Raw genomic sequence first — 16,538 nt, 5'->3', positions numbered from 1 at the left:
GCGCGGAGCGCGTGGGTGTGGATCGCGCGGAGCGCGTGGGTGTGGATCGCGCGGATGCCGCGGCAAGCGCGCCGCAGCCGGCTGCGGAGGCCGAGTGGCATATCCGTTTCCGCCTGGGGGCGGAGGCGCTGGTCAATGGCACGAACCCCCTGCTCATGCTGGACGAGTTGCGGTCCCTGGGGCCGGTGACGGTCACGGCGCTGGTCGATGCGGTGCCGCCACTCGATGAGATCGATCCCGAAAGCTGCCACCTCGGCTGGCAGGTGAGGCTGCGGAGCGCCTGTTCGCGTGCGGCAATCGAGGAAGTCTTCATCTTTGTCAGCGACGACGCGAAGATCGACATCAGCCTGGCGTCGGCGGCGGATGTCCCGCCCGCCCCGGCCCAGCCAGTGGCCGCGCCGGTCGCGCTGGCGCCAGCCCAGCCCATGGCGGAGCGCCCGCGGGGTGAGGGGGAGATCGCCCGTGTCGGCGGCAGCCTCCGCGTCCAGGCGGAGCGCCTCGACGCGCTGATGGACCGCGTGGGCGAATTGGTGATCGCCCATGCGCGGCTGAGCCAGCTCGCCACCGGCGGGGAGCCCGGATTGACGGCGGTGGCGGAGGAGATCGGCCGCCTGGTCGCGGAACTGCGCGACACGACGATGGGCATCCGCATGCTGCCGATCGGGTCGCTGTTCAGCCGCTTCCGCCGCCTGCTGCACGACCTGTCGCGCGATCTCGGCAAGCCCGTCGAACTGGTGACGAACGGCGAGGAGACCGAGCTCGACAAGACGATGATCGAGCGGCTGGCCGACCCGCTGGTGCATCTGATCCGCAATGCCGTGGACCATGGCCTGGAAGCGCCGGATGCCCGCCTGGCGGCCGGCAAGTCGACCGGCGGCAGTATCCGGCTTTCGGCGCGTCATGCGGGCGCGGAAGTGCTCGTCACCGTCAGCGACGATGGCCGCGGCCTGGATGCCGAGCGCATCCGCGCGAGTGCGATCGAGAAGGGGCTGATCGCCGCCGATGCGCGGCTGGCGGATCACGAGATCCACCAGCTGCTGTTCCAGCCCGGCTTCTCCACGGCGAAGGAGATCTCCGCCATCTCGGGCCGTGGCGTCGGCATGGATGTAGTGAAGCGGACGGTGGAGCAGTTGCGCGGCTCCATCGAGATCGCGACGCGACCGGGCCGCGGCACCGATGTGACGCTGCGCCTGCCGCTGACGCTCGCGATCATCGAGGGTCTTCTCGTGCGCGTTGGCGAGGGCTGCTACGCGATCCCGCTTTCCGCGGTCGAGGAATGCGTCGAATTGCCGGCGCAGGAGGAGGGACGGTCGGGCGGCTACAGCCTGCTGCAGATTCGTGGCGCGCTGGTGCCCTTCCTGCGGCTGCGCGAATTGATGCGCTGCGCGACGTCGCCCGATCCCCACCAGAAGGTGGTCATCATCTCCACCGGCGACCAGCGGCTTGGCCTGGTGGTCGACCAGATCCTCGGCAGCCACCAGACCGTCATCAAGTCGCTCTCGCGGCTGCATGCGGATGTGAAGACCTTCTCGGGCGCCACCATCCTCGGCGACGGCAGCGTGGCGCTCATCCTCGACGTCGCGCACCTGCTGGAGATCGGGGAGGAAGAGGGACGCCGGGCGCGGATGAGGCAGGCGGCATGACGCAGGACATCCTTCCCGACGGTGCCATCGATGTGCTGACCCTCGGCATCGGCGGCGAGATCTTCGCGATCGAGGCCGCCGATGTGCGGGAGATCCTGGATCTGGTGCCGATCACGGCCGTACCCGGTGCTCGGTCCTTCGTCGGCGGCGTCGTCAATGTGCGCGGCCGCATCGTGCCGCTGGCGGATCTGCGCGTGCAGTTCGGCATGCCCGTCGCGGCGCCGACGCCGGATACGCGGATCATCGTCCTGGAGCTCGACCTGGAGGGAGAGCCGACACCGGTCGGCATCCTGGCCGACAGGGTGTTCGAGGTGACGCAGATCGTGCCATCCTCACTGGAGACGGCGCCGCGTATCGGCATCCGCTGGCGGCCGGAATTCATCCGCGGCATCGGCATGCGGGGCGACGAGTTGCTGATCCTGCCGAACCTCAGCCAAATCCTGAACTGATCCTCCCCGCAACCCGATAGGACGCAGGCGCCATGCGCATCACCGTGAAGACCAAGCTCTTCGCTTCCTTCGGAGGCGTCATCATGCTGATGATTGGGATGGTCGCGTTCGGCCTCAACGGCCTCGCTTCCGTCGGGGACACCTATACGGGCGTGCTGGATGACGCGGTGCCGCGCATCCAGCGGGCGCAGACCGCGCAGTCGGATCTGGCCCTGCTGGTTCGCGCCGAGAAGAACGTGATCGTCGCGCCGACCCGCGCGCAATCCGACCAGTTCGTGGCGGAGATGGAGCAGCGCCGGCAGGCACTTCTCGGCTTCGTAGAGAATGCCATCGCCGGTGCCACGGAGGCCAGCCGCCCGCGCTGGGTGGAGGTGCGGTCTTCGCTGCAGCAGTACATCCAGGCGCAGGACCAGATCCGGGACCTGGTGCGCGCCGCGGATCCAGTGCAGGCGGCGACACTGTCCACCAGCGCCGCGCGCCGCCACGTCGCGGAGATGATGGATCGCCTTCAGCAGATCATCAGCATCAGTACTGAACTGCTGCGAACCGAACGTGCGGAGGCGCAGGAGACGAAGGACGATATGCGTCTTGTGCTGCTGCTGGCGGCTGGCGCGGCGCTGCTGATCGCGCTGGGTGCCGCGATCTGGATCGCCCTGTCCATCGCGCGCGGGCTGGGCAAGGCGGTGACGCTGGCCGACGCCATCGCTTCCGGCGACCTGAGTCGCAAGGTCGAGCAGCGCAGCAATGATGAGATCAAGGACCTCATCAATGCGATGGAGCGGATGAATGAGGCGCTGCGCAAGGTCGTGACGGAGGCATCGGTTGCGGCGCAGAACGTGTCCTCCGGCAGCCAGGAACTGGCGTCCTCGGCCGAGCAGTTGGCGCAGGGGGCGACGGAGCAGGCTTCCTCGACGGAGGAGGCCTCGGCCTCGATGGAGGAGATGGCGGCGAACATCAAGCAGAGCGCCGAGAATGCCAGCCAGACGGAGAAGATCGCCCGCCAGGCGGCGGAGGATGCGCAGCGCAGCGGTGCGGCGGTGAGCGAGGCGGTGATCGCGATGCAGAGCATCGCGGAGAAGATCAACATCGTGCAGGAAATCGCGCGGCAGACGGACCTGCTGGCGTTGAACGCGGCGGTGGAAGCGGCACGGGCCGGCGAGCACGGCAAGGGCTTCGCGGTGGTGGCGAGCGAGGTGCGCAAGCTGGCGGAACGCAGCCAGGCGGCGGCGGCGGAGATCAGCACGCTGTCGTCGAACACGGTGAAGACGGCGCAGGAAGCGGGCGCGATGCTGCAGCGGCTGGTGCCGGACATCCGGCGCACGGCGGAGCTGGTGGATGAGATCAATGCGGCGTGCCGGGAACAGGACCTCGGCGCCGGGCAGATCAACCAGGCGATCCAGCAGCTGGATAAGGTGACGCAGCAGAACGCGAGCGCGTCGGAGGAAGTCTCCGCGACGTCGGAGGAACTGTCGACGCAGGCGGAAGTGCTGCAATCCACGATCGCCTATTTCCGCCTGGGGGATGCGGAGGCGCCGCGCGTGGCGCCGGTGGCGGAGGCGCGGGCGGTGTCCTTCGCCCGCCCGCCGGCGAAGCCCGCGATGCGCCGCGACCAGCCCGCCAAGGCCCGGCCCGCCAAGGCCAATGGCACGGCGCATGTCAGGGCGAACGGCAATGGCTTCGCGCTGAACATGGGCGGTGGCGACAGCCTCGACGCCGAATTCCAGCGACACTGAGCCTGGCCCGGCCAACTCAAAAACCAATTTCGGAAAAGAGATGTAACGATGCGTGCGACCATCAAAGCGAAGCTGTTTGCAGCCTTCGGATTTCTGCTGTTGATGATTGCTGGCATGGTCGGTCTCGGCCTGTTCAAGCTGGCGTCGATCACGGCGAATTATGAAGGCGCACTGGATGGACCGGTGACGCGTGTGCAGCGCGCGCTGACGCTGCAGTCCGATTCGCTCCTGCTCGTCCGTGCCGAGAAGAACATGGTCCTGGCCAATGACCGCGCCGCAGTCGACCGCGCCGCCACAGAGATGGACCAGCGTCGCCAGGCGCTTCTCCAGGCGTTCGACGCGGCCATCGCGGCTGCCTCGGCAGAGGGGCGGCCGCATTGGGTCGCCGCGCGCGCCGCGCTGCAGCAGTACGTCGCCGTCCAGGATCGCATGCGGGAATTCATGGTGGCGGGCGAAGATGCCCAGGCTGAGGGCCTGTCAATGGGCGCCGCCCGCCAGCAGGTGGTCGAGATGCTCGACCGGCTTGGCCAGGTGGTCACGCTGAACCAGCAGATGATGCGGGCGGAGCGAGCAGAGGCAGCCAGCGAGGCGCAGGACACCAAGATCCTGCTGCTGTCGATTGGCGTTGTCGCCCTGCTGATCGCCGCGGCGTCCGCCTTGTGGATCGCCCTTTCCATCAGCCGTGGCCTCGGCCAGGCCGTGGGTGTCGCCCAGGCGGTCGCGATCGGCGATCTCAGCCAGACGGCCCGCGTCACGACCAATGACGAGATCAGGGACCTGATCGAAGCGATGGGCCGCATGACGGAGGGGTTGCGCGGCACGGCCGCGGTGGCGGAGGAGATCGCGAAGGGCAACCTGGCCATCGAGGCGAAGCCGCTATCCGACAAGGACGTGATGGGCCTGGCGCTGGAACGGATGCTGGTGAAGCTCCGCGCCGTGGTCACCGAAGCCTCGGTTGCGGCGCAGAACGTGTCCTCCGGCAGCCAGGAACTGGCCTCCTCGGCGGAGCAGCTGGCGCAGGGGGCGACGGAGCAGGCTTCCTCGGCGGAGGAGGCCTCGGCCTCGATGGAGGAGATGGCGGCGAACATCAAGCAGAGCGCCGAGAATGCCAGCCAGACGGAGAAGATCGCCCGCCAGGCGGCGGAGGATGCGCAGCGCAGCGGTGCGGCGGTGAGCGAGGCGGTGATCGCGATGCAGAGCATCGCGGAGAAGATCAACATCGTGCAGGAAATCGCGCGGCAGACGGACCTGCTGGCGTTGAACGCGGCGGTGGAAGCGGCACGGGCCGGCGAGCACGGCAAGGGCTTCGCGGTGGTGGCGAGCGAGGTGCGCAAGCTGGCGGAACGCAGCCAGGCGGCGGCGGCGGAGATCAGCACGCTGTCGTCGAACACGGTGAAGACGGCGCAGGAAGCGGGCGCGATGCTGCAGCGGCTGGTGCCGGACATCCGGCGCACGGCGGAGCTGGTGGATGAGATCAATGCGGCGTGCCGGGAACAGGACCTCGGCGCCGGGCAGATCAACCAGGCGATCCAGCAGCTGGATAAGGTGACGCAGCAGAACGCGAGCGCGTCGGAGGAAGTCTCCGCGACGTCGGAGGAACTGTCGACGCAGGCGGAAGTGCTGCAATCCACGATCGCCTATTTCCGCCTGGGGGATGCGGAGGCGCCGCGCGTGGCGCCGGTGGCGGAGGCGCGGGCGGTGTCCTTCGCCCGCCCGCCGGCGAAGCCCGCGATGCGCCGCGACCAGCCCGCCAAGGCCCGGCCCGCCAAGGCCAATGGCACGGCGCATGTCAGGGCGAACGGCAATGGCTTCGCGCTGAACATGGGCGGTGGCGACAGCCTCGACGCCGAATTCCAGCGACACTGAGCCCATCGGTACTGAGGAGGAGGCGGCGATGGCGGAGCATGACCAGTACGTGACCCTGGGCGCGGCGGAGGAGGTCTTCGCCATCCCCGTCTCCCAGGTGCAGGAGATTCTCGACCTGCGTCCGATCGCGCGCCTGCCGCATGCGCCGGCCAGCTTCCTCGGCCTGACGGATGTCCGGGGCCACAGCGTGCCCGTCGTCGATCTCCGCCGACTGCTCGGTGTCCCCGCCGCGGAGGCAAGCCAGGGCACGCGCATCCTGGTACTGGAGCTGGATCTCGGCGGCCGGCGCCTGCGCATCGGGCTGCTGGTGGACCGGGTGTTCGAGGTGACGGGCTTGGACGCCGCGCAATCGGAGCCCGCGCCGGATATCGGCCGCCGCTGGCGGTCCGACTGCATCCGGGGCATCGGCCGTCGCGCCGGCGGCTTCGTCGTCGTGCTCGACATGCCGCGGCTGATCGGCGCGGATGACGGCGCGGCGATGCTGCTGGACGACGCGGCCCTGGCCGCCTGACCCCATGGCGGACATCCTGAGCGAGCGGCGTTTCCGCCAGGTGGCGGGGATGATCGAGCGCGACATCGGCATCAAGCTGCCGCCGGCAAAGCGCACCATGGTGGAAGGGCGGCTGCGCAAGCGTGCGCGCAGCCTGGGCATGATGGATGTCGATGCCTATTGCGGCGCGCTGTTCGACGACGGCCTGCTGGAGACGGAATACCAGCACGTCATCGACATGGTGACGACGAACAAGACCGATTTCTTCCGGGAAGCCGAGCATTTCGACTTCCTGTCGCGCGTCGCCGTGCCGCAGCTGATGGGCGCCCGCGGCCGCGCCGACCGTCCCCTGAAGATCTGGTCTGCCGCGTCGTCCACGGGGGCGGAAGCCTACACCATCGCGATGGTGCTGGCGGAGCTGGCGCGCGATGGGCAGGCCGGGCCGGGGTTCCGCATCCTCGGCAGCGACATCTCCAGCCAGGTGCTGGAAGTCGCCAGGCGCGCCGTCTACCCCTGGGATGCGATGGCGCCGGTGCCGCCACCGCTTCGCCAGCGCTACGTCATGCGGCACCGCGACCCCGGCCGCGCGGAATGCCGCATCGTGCCCGAATTGCGCGCGGCAACCAGCTTCCAGCTGCTTAACCTGATGGAGACCAGCTACGCGGTGGATGGCGAGGTCGACGTGATCTTCTGCCGCAACGTGCTGATCTATTTCGACCGGCCGACCCAGGAAGCGGTGCTGGCGCGGCTGTGTACGCATCTCCGCCCCGGCGGCTTCCTCATCGTCGGCCATTCGGAAACGGCGGCGGGTTCCGCTCTGCGCGGCATGCGCGGCGTGATGTCCACCATCTGGCAGAAAGGGGAGGGCAGGGCATGACGGGGCTTTCCGGCAGGCCGATCCGCGTGCTCATCGTCGATGACAGCGCCGCGGTGCGGCAGGCGCTGACCCGCATCATCGCGGAAGCCCCGGATATCGAGGTGATGGGCACCGCGCAGGATCCCTTCTTCGCGGCCCAGCGCATCCAGCAGGAGATGCCCGACGTCATCATCCTGGACATCGAGATGCCGCGGATGGACGGCATCACCTTCCTCCGCCGCATCATGGCGCAGCGCCCGGTACCGGTCATCATCTGCTCCTCGCTGGCGGAGGATGGGTCGGAGACGCTGTTGCAGGCGATGGATGCGGGGGCGGTGGAGGTGATCGCCAAGCCGCGGATGGATACCGCCCAGTTCCTGCTAGAATCCGGCGTTCGCGTCTGCGATGCGGTGCGCGCCGCGGCGCGGGCCCGTCCCGGCCGACGGATGGCGGGTGCACCCAGCCGCCAGGTGGAACGCAAGCTGAGCGCCGACGCCATGCTGCCGCCACCGGTCAGCCGCGCGATGGCGCGCACGACGGAACGCGTGGTCTGCATCGGCGCTTCCACCGGCGGCACGGAATCGCTGGCCATGGTGCTGCAGGCCCTGCCGCTGGACAGCCCCGGCATCGTCATCGTGCAGCACATGCCCGAACGCTTCACCGCCGCCTTCGCGCGGCGCCTGGATGGCCTGTGCCGGATCGACGTGAAGGAAGCGGAGGATGGCGACGCGGTGCTGCCCGGCCGTGCGCTGATCGCGCCCGGCAATCGCCACATGCTGCTGCAGCGCGGCGGCGCGCGCTATCACGTCGCCATCAAGGATGGGCCGCTCGTCTCCCGCCACCGTCCCTCGGTGGACGTGCTGTTCCGCTCCGCCGCACAATATGCGGGGCCCAACGCGCTCGGCATCATCATGACCGGCATGGGCGATGATGGCGCCCGCGGCCTGCTGGAGATGCGCAACGCCGGCGCCCATACGATGGCGCAGGACGAGGAAAGCTGCGTCGTCTTCGGCATGCCGAAGGAAGCCATCGCGCTCGGCGCCGCGGAGCGTGTCGTACCGCTGGACCGCATCCCGGCATTGCTGGCGGAGGCTCGGCGATGGAACTGACGGCACCGAAGCTGCGCGCGCTGCGGGACCGGCTGGTGCCCGCCTTCGCGCCGGTGGATGACGACCTGCTGGCGGTGGGCGACCGGCTGGGCCACGCGGCCGGCCGGATCGACGCCCTTGGCGACCGTTTCGGCGACCTTCGCCAGTTGCTGGACGGGGAGGCGCTGGAAACCGCCACCACGCAGCTGGACCTGGCCGCCGCGCGCATGGCGACGCTGGCGACGCGGGCGGAGGCGGAGAATGCGGCGCTGGCCGAACTCGGCACCCGGCTGCGCGGCGTGGGCGCGCGGATCGCCTTCCTCTCCCGCATCAATGAGGCGCTGGGCGTCCTCACGCTGAATTCCGCCATCGCGAGCAGCGGGCTGGATACGGACAGCCGCGACATCGCGACCTTCCAGACCGAATTGCGGCGCCTGACCGATCTGGCCGCGCAGACCGTGCGGCGCTTCGGGCAGTTGCACGCCGCGGCGATGAAGGACTTGGCCCTGGTCGCCGCCCAGCAGGCCGCCTTCACCCGGAACCATGGCGCCGGGCTGCGGAACGTCTCGGTCCGCATCCTCGCCGGGCTTAACGCCATCACCGCGCTTCGCCGCGAAGCCAGCGCCACGGCGGTGCAGACGCAGGAACGCGGCCGGGCGATCAGCGGCGCGATCGGCACCGTCGTCACCGCCCTGCAGGTCGGCGATGCCACGCGGCAGCGGCTGGAACATGTGGCGGATGCGCTCGGACAACTCCTGGCCGGGCTGGATGGCGCGGAACGCCCGTGGTGCAGTGGCCTCGACCCCGCCCTTCGCGATGCCCTGGCGGCCCGCGCCATCGCCTTGCAGGCCGCGCTGCTGCGCGATGCGGGCGGCACGCTGGCGGCGGAGATGCGCAGCATCCATGCCTCCCTCTCCCGGCTGGGCGTGGAAGTGCGGGGCATGGTCGACCAGGGCCAGGCCCTGTTCGGGCGGGGTGGGCGGGATGGCCGATCCTTCCTCGGCGCGCTGGACGGTGATCTGGGGGAGGCCGCGACGCTCGTCGGCTCCAGCCAATCCAGCCGGCAGGCCCTGGATGCCGCGATGGCGGCCATCGATGGCCATATGCGCAGCCTGCGCGCCGGGCTCGCCGACATCCGCGGCATGGAGATCGACCTTCGCGTCGCGGGGCTGAACGCCGTCTTCCGCTGCGCCCGGCTGGGCAAGCAGGGCGCGGCGCTGGGCGCGGTGACGATCGAGTTGCGCGCCTACGCCAAGCAGATGGCGGAGGGCGTCGATGGCCTGGCCGAATCGCTGGAAGCCGCGCTGGAGACCGGCTCCACGCTGATGACCGCGGGCGGGGACGGCCAGGCCGCCGCGCTGGATGACATGATGGCGGCGATGCGCAACGGCCTGTCCAGCCTGGGCCATGCCGGCAAGGCGATGGATTCGGCCATCGATGGCCTGCGGCAGGATGGCGGCAGGGTGCCGGGGGAACTGGCCGCGATGGCCGAATGCCTCGGCGCCGGCTTGGCACTGGCGGACGGGATGGCGGCGATGGGGCAGGAGCTGGAGTTGCTATCCGCCGCCGTCCCGCCACCCCCGCCGCCCCTGCTGCGGGACCGCCTGCTCCTGGTTCATGCCGTGCCCTTCACCATGGAACGGGAAAGGGAGATCGCCCGCGGCTTCGGCGCGGATGTGCCGCAGGCCGCCGAGGCCGCGATGGAACTGGACGACTTCCTGTTCTGACTGTCGCAGCCCTGGCCGGCGCAGCCCTGGCCGGCGCAGCCCGGGGCGATCAGGCCAGCAGCGCGGCCGCGCCCGTCACCATGACCACCAGGCCCGCCAGGCGCGGCACCAGGCCGAGGGAAGGCCGTTCCGCCACCAGCCTGGCGATTCCCAGCACCAGCGCCGCCTGCACCAAGGCGAGGCCGGCGAGGTAGGACAGGACCGGCGTGGCCTCGGCCCCGATCACCGCCTCCGCGAAGGCCTGCCCATGGGCCAGGCCCGCCACGGCCAGCAGCGCGGCCCAGGCGCCGGCGGGGGCCTCGGCCCGCGCCAGCAGGGCGATGCCGATGGCGATGACGGACAGGGCCACCAGCACCTCCGCCCCCGGCAGCGCCAGCCCCATCCAGGCCGTGGCGACGCCGGCCAGCGACGCCAGCACGAAGATGACCACCCTCATCGCGCCCCAGCCCGCCAGCCCGGCCACCAGGGCCAGGCCGAGCAGGAAGGCCAAATGGTCCAGCCCGATCACGGGATGGCCGAGGCCGGAGAGCAGCCCCTCCATCGCCGTGGCCGGCATGGCGCCGCCCACGGGGTGATGCGCGGCGGCGGGGCCGGCGGACAGGGCCAGGGCGGCGATTGGCAGCAGCAGGCGCTTCATGGTGGTCGTTTCTCCGGCGTGCTTCAGGCGGCAAGGGCGGGGCGGCGCTGGCGCCAGGCGGTGGCGCGTTCGAAGGCATGGCCGGCGCGCAGCACCGCGGCATCCTCGAAGGGCCGGCCGATGATCTGGGCGCCGACAGGCAGCCCGCCCTCCCCGAAGCCGGTGCAGACCGTCATGGCGGGCTGGCCCGTCAGGTTGAAGGGGATGGTGAGGCCCGGGGCCTCGAGGCTCGCGAACTTCGACACCTTGTCGATCGGCGGTGCCTCGCTGGCCTGGGCGGCGGTCAGCAGCAGGTCGCAATCCAGCATCGCGGCCGCCATGGCGGCGCACAATTCGCGCCGGCGGCGCTGCGCCTGGACATAGTCGGCGCCGGAGACGAGCGTCGCCAGCGCCAGGCGTTCGCGCAGGATCTCCCCATAGTCGCGGAAGCGGGTGCGCAGCCAGGGCTCGTGGACCGCCAGCGCCTCCACCATCAGGATCAGCCAGCCGGTGGCGTTCCAGTCCATCAAGGGCGGCAGGGTGATGTCCCGCACCTCCGCCCCTTCCGCCCGCAGCACCTCCGCCAGATGGTCCACGCCGGCCCGCACCGCGGGGGTCACGACCAGGTCGCTTTCATGGAAATGCCGGATCACGCCGATCCGCAGCCCCTTCACCCCGTCCCCGAGCCCCGTCAGCAGGTCCGGCGTGGGGCGGTTGGCGGAGGAAGGGTCGGACGGGTCGTGCCCCGCCATCGCCTGCAGCAGCAGCGCGCAATCCTCCACCGTCCAGGCGATGGGGCCGGTGGTGTCGAGGCTATGCGCCAGCGGCAGCACGCCCGTGCGGCTGCAGAGCCCATAGGTCGGCTTGATGCCAGCCAGCCCGCAGAGCCCCGCCGGCCCGCGGATGGACCCGCCCGTGTCGCTGCCCGTCCCCGCCGGCACGATCCCGGCCGCCACCGCCGCGCCGGTGCCGGTGGAGGATCCCGCCGTGAAGCGCGAGGTGTCCCAGGGGTTCCGGGCGGGCGGCCAGGGAAGGTCGAAGGAAGGCCCGCCCCAGGCGAATTCATGGGTGGCGAGCTTGCCGACCATCACCATCCCGGCTTCCGCCCAGGCGCGCACCACGGTCGCGTCCTTCGCGGGTACATGGTGTTCCATCACCCGGGAATGGCCCGTGGTGGGGATCCCCGCGGTTTCGAAGATGTCCTTGTGGCCGACGGGGATGCCATCCAGCGGCCCGCGCAGCGCGCCCTGCATCTGCCGGGCTTCCGCCGCCCGCGCCTGGTCCAGCGCCAATTCCGGCGTCAGCCGGATGAAGGCGTGCAGCGCGGGGTTCAGCCGTTCCGCCCGCGCCAGCGATTCGCGCGCGAGGTCTACCGGCGACAGTTTTCGGGCCGCGATCAGCCGGTGCAGGCCGGCGATGGTGGCGGGCAGAGCGTTCATGACCCCTGGCCCGGCACGAAGATCGTCGCGGGCTCCACGCCCACCGGCCGCTCCGTCCGGATGCGGGCGGTGCTGGCGGCGATGTGGCGCGAGACGTCGATCAGCGCCGCCCGTTCCGCATCCGTGAGCACGATGCCCGCCCGCGCCATGGCGGCGTCGAAGACGGCTTCGGGATAGGGATCTGCCACGGCGCGCCTCCGGGTAACGTCGCCGGCAGTATGCGCGCCCTGCGACCGGCGTGAAGGGGAGGGGCCCTGTGGCCCCCCCACCTCAGGCCATCACACGCCGGACGTCTGGCCCGCGCTCTCCCGCTGCATGTAGCGGCGGGTGGTGGCGTCCAGGTTCTCCTCGATCCACCGTGCCATCGCGATCTCCTCCTGCAGGCTCTGCTCCAGCAGGCGTGGCGCGGCGGTATCGCCGGCGGCCTGGGCCATGGTCAGCAGGGACCGGTAGCTCGCGATCTCCATATGTTCGAAGGCGAAGTTGGCCAGCGTGTTCTTCATGACCTCGTCAGGCGCCAGCGCATGGCCGATGGCCGCGACGTTGCCCATCAGCGACGTGCCGATGTCCTTGATGCTGGAGGGGGAGGTGCCCAGCCCGTCCAGGATCTGCGCAAGGCGTTCCTGCTGGCGCTTGCTCTCCTCCCCATGCAGGCGCAGGCGCTCCCGCATCTCGGGATAGTTCTCGATCCGCTCCACCTGGCGGTTGATGAGCTGGATGGCCTGGGCTTCCAGCGCATGCGCGTTGGTGAGGCCGGCGATGTAGATGTCGCGAATGCTGCTTGCCATGTGTCGATCTCCCTCGGTCGCTTCCGTGTGGACCTGGGGCTTCGAACGGGCCGGCATGGCGCGGGTTTCCCGCCCCCCTCGCATGCGCCGGGCGGGCTGTGCTATCGGGGTGGCGGTGTCCTCGTAGCTCAGCAGGATAGAGCACCAGATTCCTAATCTGGGGGCCATGGGTTCGAATCCCGTCGAGGACAATCCCCTTTTCCGGCCCCGCGGACATAGCCCCGTGAACATCGGCGGGGCTTCAGGTCGAACAGGGCCGCTGTGGCGCGCCGCAGCGGGGTCAACCGACGACGTTCCCCACCCTGCTGACCGCATGCGGAAGCGGGGCCTGGTCCATCCCTTGCTCCTCCGCGCGCCATTGGCTGCTAGGGGGCCACCGGCCCCGCCAGCACTTCCGCCACCCGCTCCATCGCCTCGATCAGGCCGCCGCAGCGCGCCATGCCGCCGGTGCCGTCGGGACGGCGCCACAGCAGGGTGACGGGCACGACGCTGCGGCCACCGTGCCCCACCACCGGACGGGTCCAGAGGCGGAAGCGGATGCCCTGGCCCTCCCACTCCCAGCGGGTCTGGCCGAGGATGCTCGGCGGCGGCGTCATGGCGCATCTCCAGGGGTGGGCGACGGCACAGCGGCGCCCAGCGCCAGCAGGGCTGCCTCGCTCAGCAGGGCGGCGGGCAGGGCGGGGTAGCGCGCGGCCACCACCTCCCGCGCCAGGGCCGCGGCGTCCTCCCCCGCCCCGGCTCCCGTAGCTGCCAGGCACATCAGGGCGAAGGTGGCAGCATCCAGCCAGGCCGGCGCCGGGTGAGGCCCCGCATGGCAAGCCCCGGCCGTCGGGAACGGCAGGGGCCGGACCGCGGCAGGCAGAGCACCAGGGGGAAGGGGCGCTTCGGGCATGGCCCCAGCATGGCGCGACTCAAGGAACGAATCAAGAACATCAGCGCAGCCCGCCTGGCTGACCTTCCCCCCCCTGCCAGGGATCCATCTGCGATGAGAGAATTGGCTTCCTTGCAAGGAGGCAGGGATGCCGAGGAAGCGCCACACGGCGGAGCAGATCATTGGGCTGCTGCAGCAGGCTGAGTTGGAGTTGGCGCAGGGTCGGACGGTGGGGAAGATTGGCCGCCGGCTCGCGGTATCGGAGGCGGCGTTCGATCGCTGGTGATCCGAGCATGGCGGGCAGAAGGTGGAGCAGGCGCGTCTGCTGAAGGACCGCGAGCGCGAGAATGCGCGGCTGAAGCGGGCAGTGGCAGCGCTGACGCTGGACAAGCAGACCCTGAAAGATGCCGCGGAGGGAAACTTCCAGGCCCCGAGCGTCGCGCCTGCCGCACGCTGGGCCAGCCACACTCGACGCAGCGCAAGGTGCGGGTGGTGGCGGTCGACGAGGCGGCGTTGACCGGGGCGGTGGTGTCGCTGGCGACTGAGTATGGCCGCTACGGCTACCGCCGGATCACCGCGCTGCTGCGCGGCGGAGGGCCGGCGGGTGGTTCGAGACTTCAGAGACTCCGGAGAGTGATTTCCGGGTTCCTGGCGTTCTCCAACCCTCAAGCTGACCCGGCGAAACCCCAGGCAACCTGCGGTTCACGGCGCCGGCGACGCATGAGGAATACTAGGTTGGGTAACCGACTGGAGCAGCGGTCTGAACTGGATTCCAAACTCCTCTAGGCGCAGTAAGACGCGTCTCATCGACTGTGTCACCTTGCCGGCTTGCCATGGTGGCGTAGCCCGTCTCGACCTTGTCCTGGATGAGGGCGCCGTCCATGGGCGTCGGACGTTACCAACTTCGCGCCAGGCAGGCCGCGACGCGTCAGGTAGCGGAGGAAGTGAAGTCAGAAGAGAACGGCCTCGAGGCGCCAAGGGCCATGCCAAGCGTCTCGCCGCAGCCACCGGCGTCAACGCGCACCGCGATGGTTACGACGACGGGGACGACCCGCCCGGCTCGCGGACCTTCAGATAAGTCGCGTCGAGCCAGAGGCAGGGCCCGTCGCCCTCGATGGGGCGAGCGAGGAAGACGCGGACGCGCTCGTCAATCTCGATGCAGGGGCGGCTGCCTTGGCTGCGCCTGTTGGGCTCCATCCGCGCCGAGATCGTTCGAAGGCCCTAGAGGGAGATCTGCTTCGCCGCACACGCGCGACGCTCGGTGGTGAAACGCTTGTTCGCCTGGATCGGTCGCAGCCGCCGCCTCGCGAAAGACTTCGATGCCACCATCACCTTCATCTACGCCGCCTGCGTTCCCATGCTCCCACGCCGCAATGCACATTTCGAACGAAAACAGGGATAAAGTCTTCAGCGGTACACAAAACTCCTGATGTTGTATCGTCGCCGCCTCGTTTATCACCGTCGCTCAGGGCGAAATTTGAACGCGGAACGGCGTGCGAAAATAAAACATAATTTGAACGGCTGTCCAATTAGTCATGCTGATATCGGACAGGAAAACAACGCCAGTTGCTACGAATTTCTTAGATCTTTCCAATTTTTGTGGTTGAGGAATGCATGATTTCAGAGTGGGCCTCTTCGCGCGAGCTTAGGTGGCATGTCCAAAGCGATGCGTTCTGCGATCAGGGATTTCTGTTAAGAATAAGCGCGGAGGATACTTCTCACTCGCAACGGGTTGGTAGTTTTAGGCGGGCGTCTTGGGTGCCCGCCCTAGATCTGCATGCTTGTGATTTGCTGCCGCGAACTTATGCGGGCGACATTAGCGTCAAAATGATCAAAAAATATCTGTTCAAGCCTTACATGGGCGGGGCGCTTCGCAGCAGCGCGTCAGGGCGCGACATTCTGCTTTGCGGGGGTGCGGACGGCAGTGCGGAGCTGTCACTTTACGCTGCCGCGCCGGATGGTTGGTGTGGCTTGGCTTTCTTGACTACTAGGTTCACGGATGAAGAGGCGAGTGTCGTGGGGTTATCAGGCGAACATCTGGAATTTTTAGCCTGGTCTGTTTTGGATCGAATAATTGAAGGGATTGCAGGTGGCAGCTTAAGCGTCGCCAGCTAACCATGCGCATGAGCCACCGGGCGGGAATTGGTTTCGGTCACTTAGTGTCCTTCTGCTGCACAGGGCCGGCCTTGGCCGGCTCGGCATGTGTATTGTGCCAGGTGCGCGGCCAGCTGGCGCGTTGGCTGGCGTGGCATCCGAACCTGATCTCCGTCACGCGGCAGATATCGCTGAGTCTGTTCAGCCCCCATGGTTACGCGGCTGTCGGCCAGCGAGTGTATAACACTCGCCTCCTGCCGCGGCGCTTGCCGGCGGCGCATTGGTCGACCAGCGCCCCGAGCTCGGCATCGGGTTCGGCTATATCTTGCGGGGCGCCGCGGTCGTGATCTGCGATGTCGCCGCCGGCGAAACGTGGGCCGGTCGGGTGGCGTGCGAACTGCGGCTCTGCGCGTCAGCAAGTTCCGTGAATGCAAGCCGGTCATGAGCGCCCGCTCCCCCGAATTCGCTGGGGCGCCCCACCATGCCGCCCGGGCCTAACCTCCCCGACCCACGGGTACCAATGATGCGGCTGGTACGGCTGCTGCGCGCTGGAGCCGCACTCGCATCGCTGCGCAACATCGGCAAGGGTCTGCGTCGCATCGCGCGTGGAGAGATCGGTCTGCTATTCTTCTCCTTACGCAATCTGATGGCGCAGCGCGTAGCGCTGGCGCAGGTGGCAGGCCCCATCGGGATGGAGAGCTTTGAACCGCTGCCAGACATGCCGGACGTGCCGCTTGTTAGCATCGTCATCCCCTGCTTCAACGATGGCGCGCTGGTGGGCGGGGCGGTGGCCAGCGCGCTCGCCCAGACCTTCACCGACATTTGACCTGCCCCTGATCGGGGATCCACGGGCTATGAGAGACTTGGCCCATGTTCTG

The 16,538-nt window shown here is 69.1% G+C and carries 17 protein-coding genes, 1 tRNA gene and 2 pseudogenes; 13 read left to right on the top strand and 7 right to left on the bottom strand.

The window, feature by feature from the left end; genetic code table 11:
* The 8 genes from ACTIE5_RS17925 to ACTIE5_RS17890 form a co-directional block, all read left to right on the top strand.
* Nucleotides 1-1,643 (top strand): chemotaxis protein CheA (locus ACTIE5_RS17925; protein WP_439551074.1); only part of this gene is annotated, 1,643 nt, incomplete at its 5' end.
* Complete coding sequence (locus tag ACTIE5_RS17920) at nt 1,640-2,092, top strand: chemotaxis protein CheW (protein WP_439551073.1); 453 nt, start codon at nt 1,640-1,642, stop codon at nt 2,090-2,092. The genes ACTIE5_RS17925 and ACTIE5_RS17920, both read left to right, overlap by 4 nt.
* Before the next feature lie 32 nt (nt 2,093-2,124).
* The gene (locus ACTIE5_RS17915) at nt 2,125-3,825 is read left to right on the top strand and encodes a methyl-accepting chemotaxis protein (RefSeq protein ID WP_439551072.1); all 1,701 of its coding nucleotides are present in this window, start codon (nt 2,125-2,127) and stop codon (nt 3,823-3,825) included.
* Nucleotides 3,826-3,939: 114 nt separating this feature from the next.
* On the top strand, nt 3,940-5,691 hold the full coding sequence (locus tag ACTIE5_RS17910) for a methyl-accepting chemotaxis protein (protein WP_439551071.1): 1,752 nt from the start codon (nt 3,940-3,942) through the stop codon (nt 5,689-5,691).
* Complete coding sequence (locus tag ACTIE5_RS17905; protein ID WP_439551070.1) at nt 5,654-6,202, top strand: chemotaxis protein CheW; 549 nt, start codon at nt 5,654-5,656, stop codon at nt 6,200-6,202. Before ACTIE5_RS17910 ends, ACTIE5_RS17905 begins: the two co-directional genes overlap by 38 nt.
* 4 nt (nt 6,203-6,206) lie before the next feature.
* On the top strand, nt 6,207-7,058 hold the full coding sequence (locus ACTIE5_RS17900) for a CheR family methyltransferase (RefSeq protein WP_439551069.1): 852 nt from the start codon (nt 6,207-6,209) through the stop codon (nt 7,056-7,058).
* Nucleotides 7,055-8,146 (top strand): protein-glutamate methylesterase/protein-glutamine glutaminase, encoded by a 1,092-nt coding sequence (locus ACTIE5_RS17895; protein ID WP_439551068.1) that lies wholly within the window; start codon nt 7,055-7,057, stop codon nt 8,144-8,146. Before ACTIE5_RS17900 ends, ACTIE5_RS17895 begins: the two co-directional genes overlap by 4 nt.
* Nucleotides 8,137-9,852: a hypothetical protein gene (locus tag ACTIE5_RS17890; protein WP_439551067.1), complete on the top strand. Its 1,716-nt coding sequence runs from the start codon at nt 8,137-8,139 to the stop codon at nt 9,850-9,852. The genes ACTIE5_RS17895 and ACTIE5_RS17890 overlap by 10 nt, the downstream gene beginning before the upstream one ends.
* Nucleotides 9,853-9,901: 49 nt before the next feature.
* Here the strand turns inward: ACTIE5_RS17890 and ACTIE5_RS17885 are convergent, their stop codons facing one another.
* The 4 genes from ACTIE5_RS17885 to ACTIE5_RS17870 form a co-directional block, all read right to left on the bottom strand.
* Nucleotides 9,902-10,489: a HupE/UreJ family protein gene (locus tag ACTIE5_RS17885; protein ID WP_439551066.1), complete on the bottom strand. Its 588-nt coding sequence runs from the start codon at nt 10,487-10,489 to the stop codon at nt 9,902-9,904.
* 23 nt (nt 10,490-10,512) lie between these two features.
* Complete coding sequence (locus tag ACTIE5_RS17880) at nt 10,513-11,907, bottom strand: amidase (protein WP_439551065.1); 1,395 nt, start codon at nt 11,905-11,907, stop codon at nt 10,513-10,515.
* Entirely contained in the window at nt 11,904-12,095 is a 192-nt protein-coding gene (locus ACTIE5_RS17875; protein ID WP_439551064.1) for a hypothetical protein, read from the bottom strand. Before ACTIE5_RS17875 ends, ACTIE5_RS17880 begins: the two co-directional genes overlap by 4 nt.
* A gap of 90 nt (nt 12,096-12,185) precedes the next feature.
* Nucleotides 12,186-12,695 carry a ferritin-like domain-containing protein gene (locus tag ACTIE5_RS17870; RefSeq protein WP_439551063.1) on the bottom strand — a complete coding sequence of 170 codons (510 nt, stop codon included), beginning with the start codon at nt 12,693-12,695 and terminating at the stop codon, nt 12,186-12,188.
* Between the two features lie 117 nt (nt 12,696-12,812).
* On the opposite strand from ACTIE5_RS17870, the gene ACTIE5_RS17865 reads away from it, so the two are divergent.
* A tRNA-Arg gene (locus tag ACTIE5_RS17865) sits at nt 12,813-12,886 on the top strand.
* A 174-nt stretch (nt 12,887-13,060) separates the two neighbouring features.
* On the opposite strand, the gene ACTIE5_RS17860 is transcribed toward ACTIE5_RS17865, so the two are convergent.
* Together ACTIE5_RS17860 and ACTIE5_RS17855 are read right to left on the bottom strand one after the other, a co-directional pair.
* Nucleotides 13,061-13,291: a hypothetical protein gene (locus tag ACTIE5_RS17860; RefSeq protein ID WP_439551062.1), complete on the bottom strand. Its 231-nt coding sequence runs from the start codon at nt 13,289-13,291 to the stop codon at nt 13,061-13,063.
* Nucleotides 13,288-13,455, bottom strand: coding sequence for a hypothetical protein (locus ACTIE5_RS17855; RefSeq protein WP_439551061.1), 168 nt, complete (start codon nt 13,453-13,455; stop codon nt 13,288-13,290). The genes ACTIE5_RS17860 and ACTIE5_RS17855 overlap by 4 nt, the downstream gene beginning before the upstream one ends.
* Before the next feature lie 259 nt (nt 13,456-13,714).
* On the opposite strand from ACTIE5_RS17855, the gene ACTIE5_RS17850 reads away from it, so the two are divergent.
* Nucleotides 13,715-13,852, top strand: a complete 138-nt coding sequence (locus ACTIE5_RS17850; RefSeq protein ID WP_439551060.1) for a transposase — start codon at nt 13,715-13,717, stop codon at nt 13,850-13,852.
* A 595-nt stretch (nt 13,853-14,447) separates the two neighbouring features.
* Here ACTIE5_RS17850 and ACTIE5_RS17845 read toward each other — a convergent pair.
* Nucleotides 14,448-14,748: pseudogene (locus ACTIE5_RS17845) on the bottom strand (transposase); the annotation flags it as partial.
* A 10-nt stretch (nt 14,749-14,758) separates the two neighbouring features.
* Here ACTIE5_RS17845 and ACTIE5_RS17840 point away from each other — a divergent pair.
* From ACTIE5_RS17840 to ACTIE5_RS17830, 3 genes and pseudogenes are all read left to right on the top strand, one after another.
* Nucleotides 14,759-14,968, top strand: a pseudogene (locus ACTIE5_RS17840) (hypothetical protein); the annotation flags it as partial.
* A gap of 356 nt (nt 14,969-15,324) precedes the next feature.
* Nucleotides 15,325-15,681: a hypothetical protein gene (locus ACTIE5_RS17835; protein ID WP_439551059.1), complete on the top strand. Its 357-nt coding sequence runs from the start codon at nt 15,325-15,327 to the stop codon at nt 15,679-15,681.
* 499 nt (nt 15,682-16,180) lie between these two features.
* Entirely contained in the window at nt 16,181-16,486 is a 306-nt protein-coding gene (locus ACTIE5_RS17830) for a hypothetical protein (protein WP_439551058.1), read from the top strand.
* Nucleotides 16,487-16,538: the final 52 nt, after the last annotated feature.

Origin of the sequence: Falsiroseomonas sp. (assembly GCF_051859025.1) — a bacterium.
GTDB lineage: Bacteria > Pseudomonadota > Alphaproteobacteria > Acetobacterales > Acetobacteraceae > Falsiroseomonas.
The sequence above is the reverse complement of the archived record's forward strand: the minus strand, read 5'-3'. Positions and strand labels throughout refer to the sequence as shown.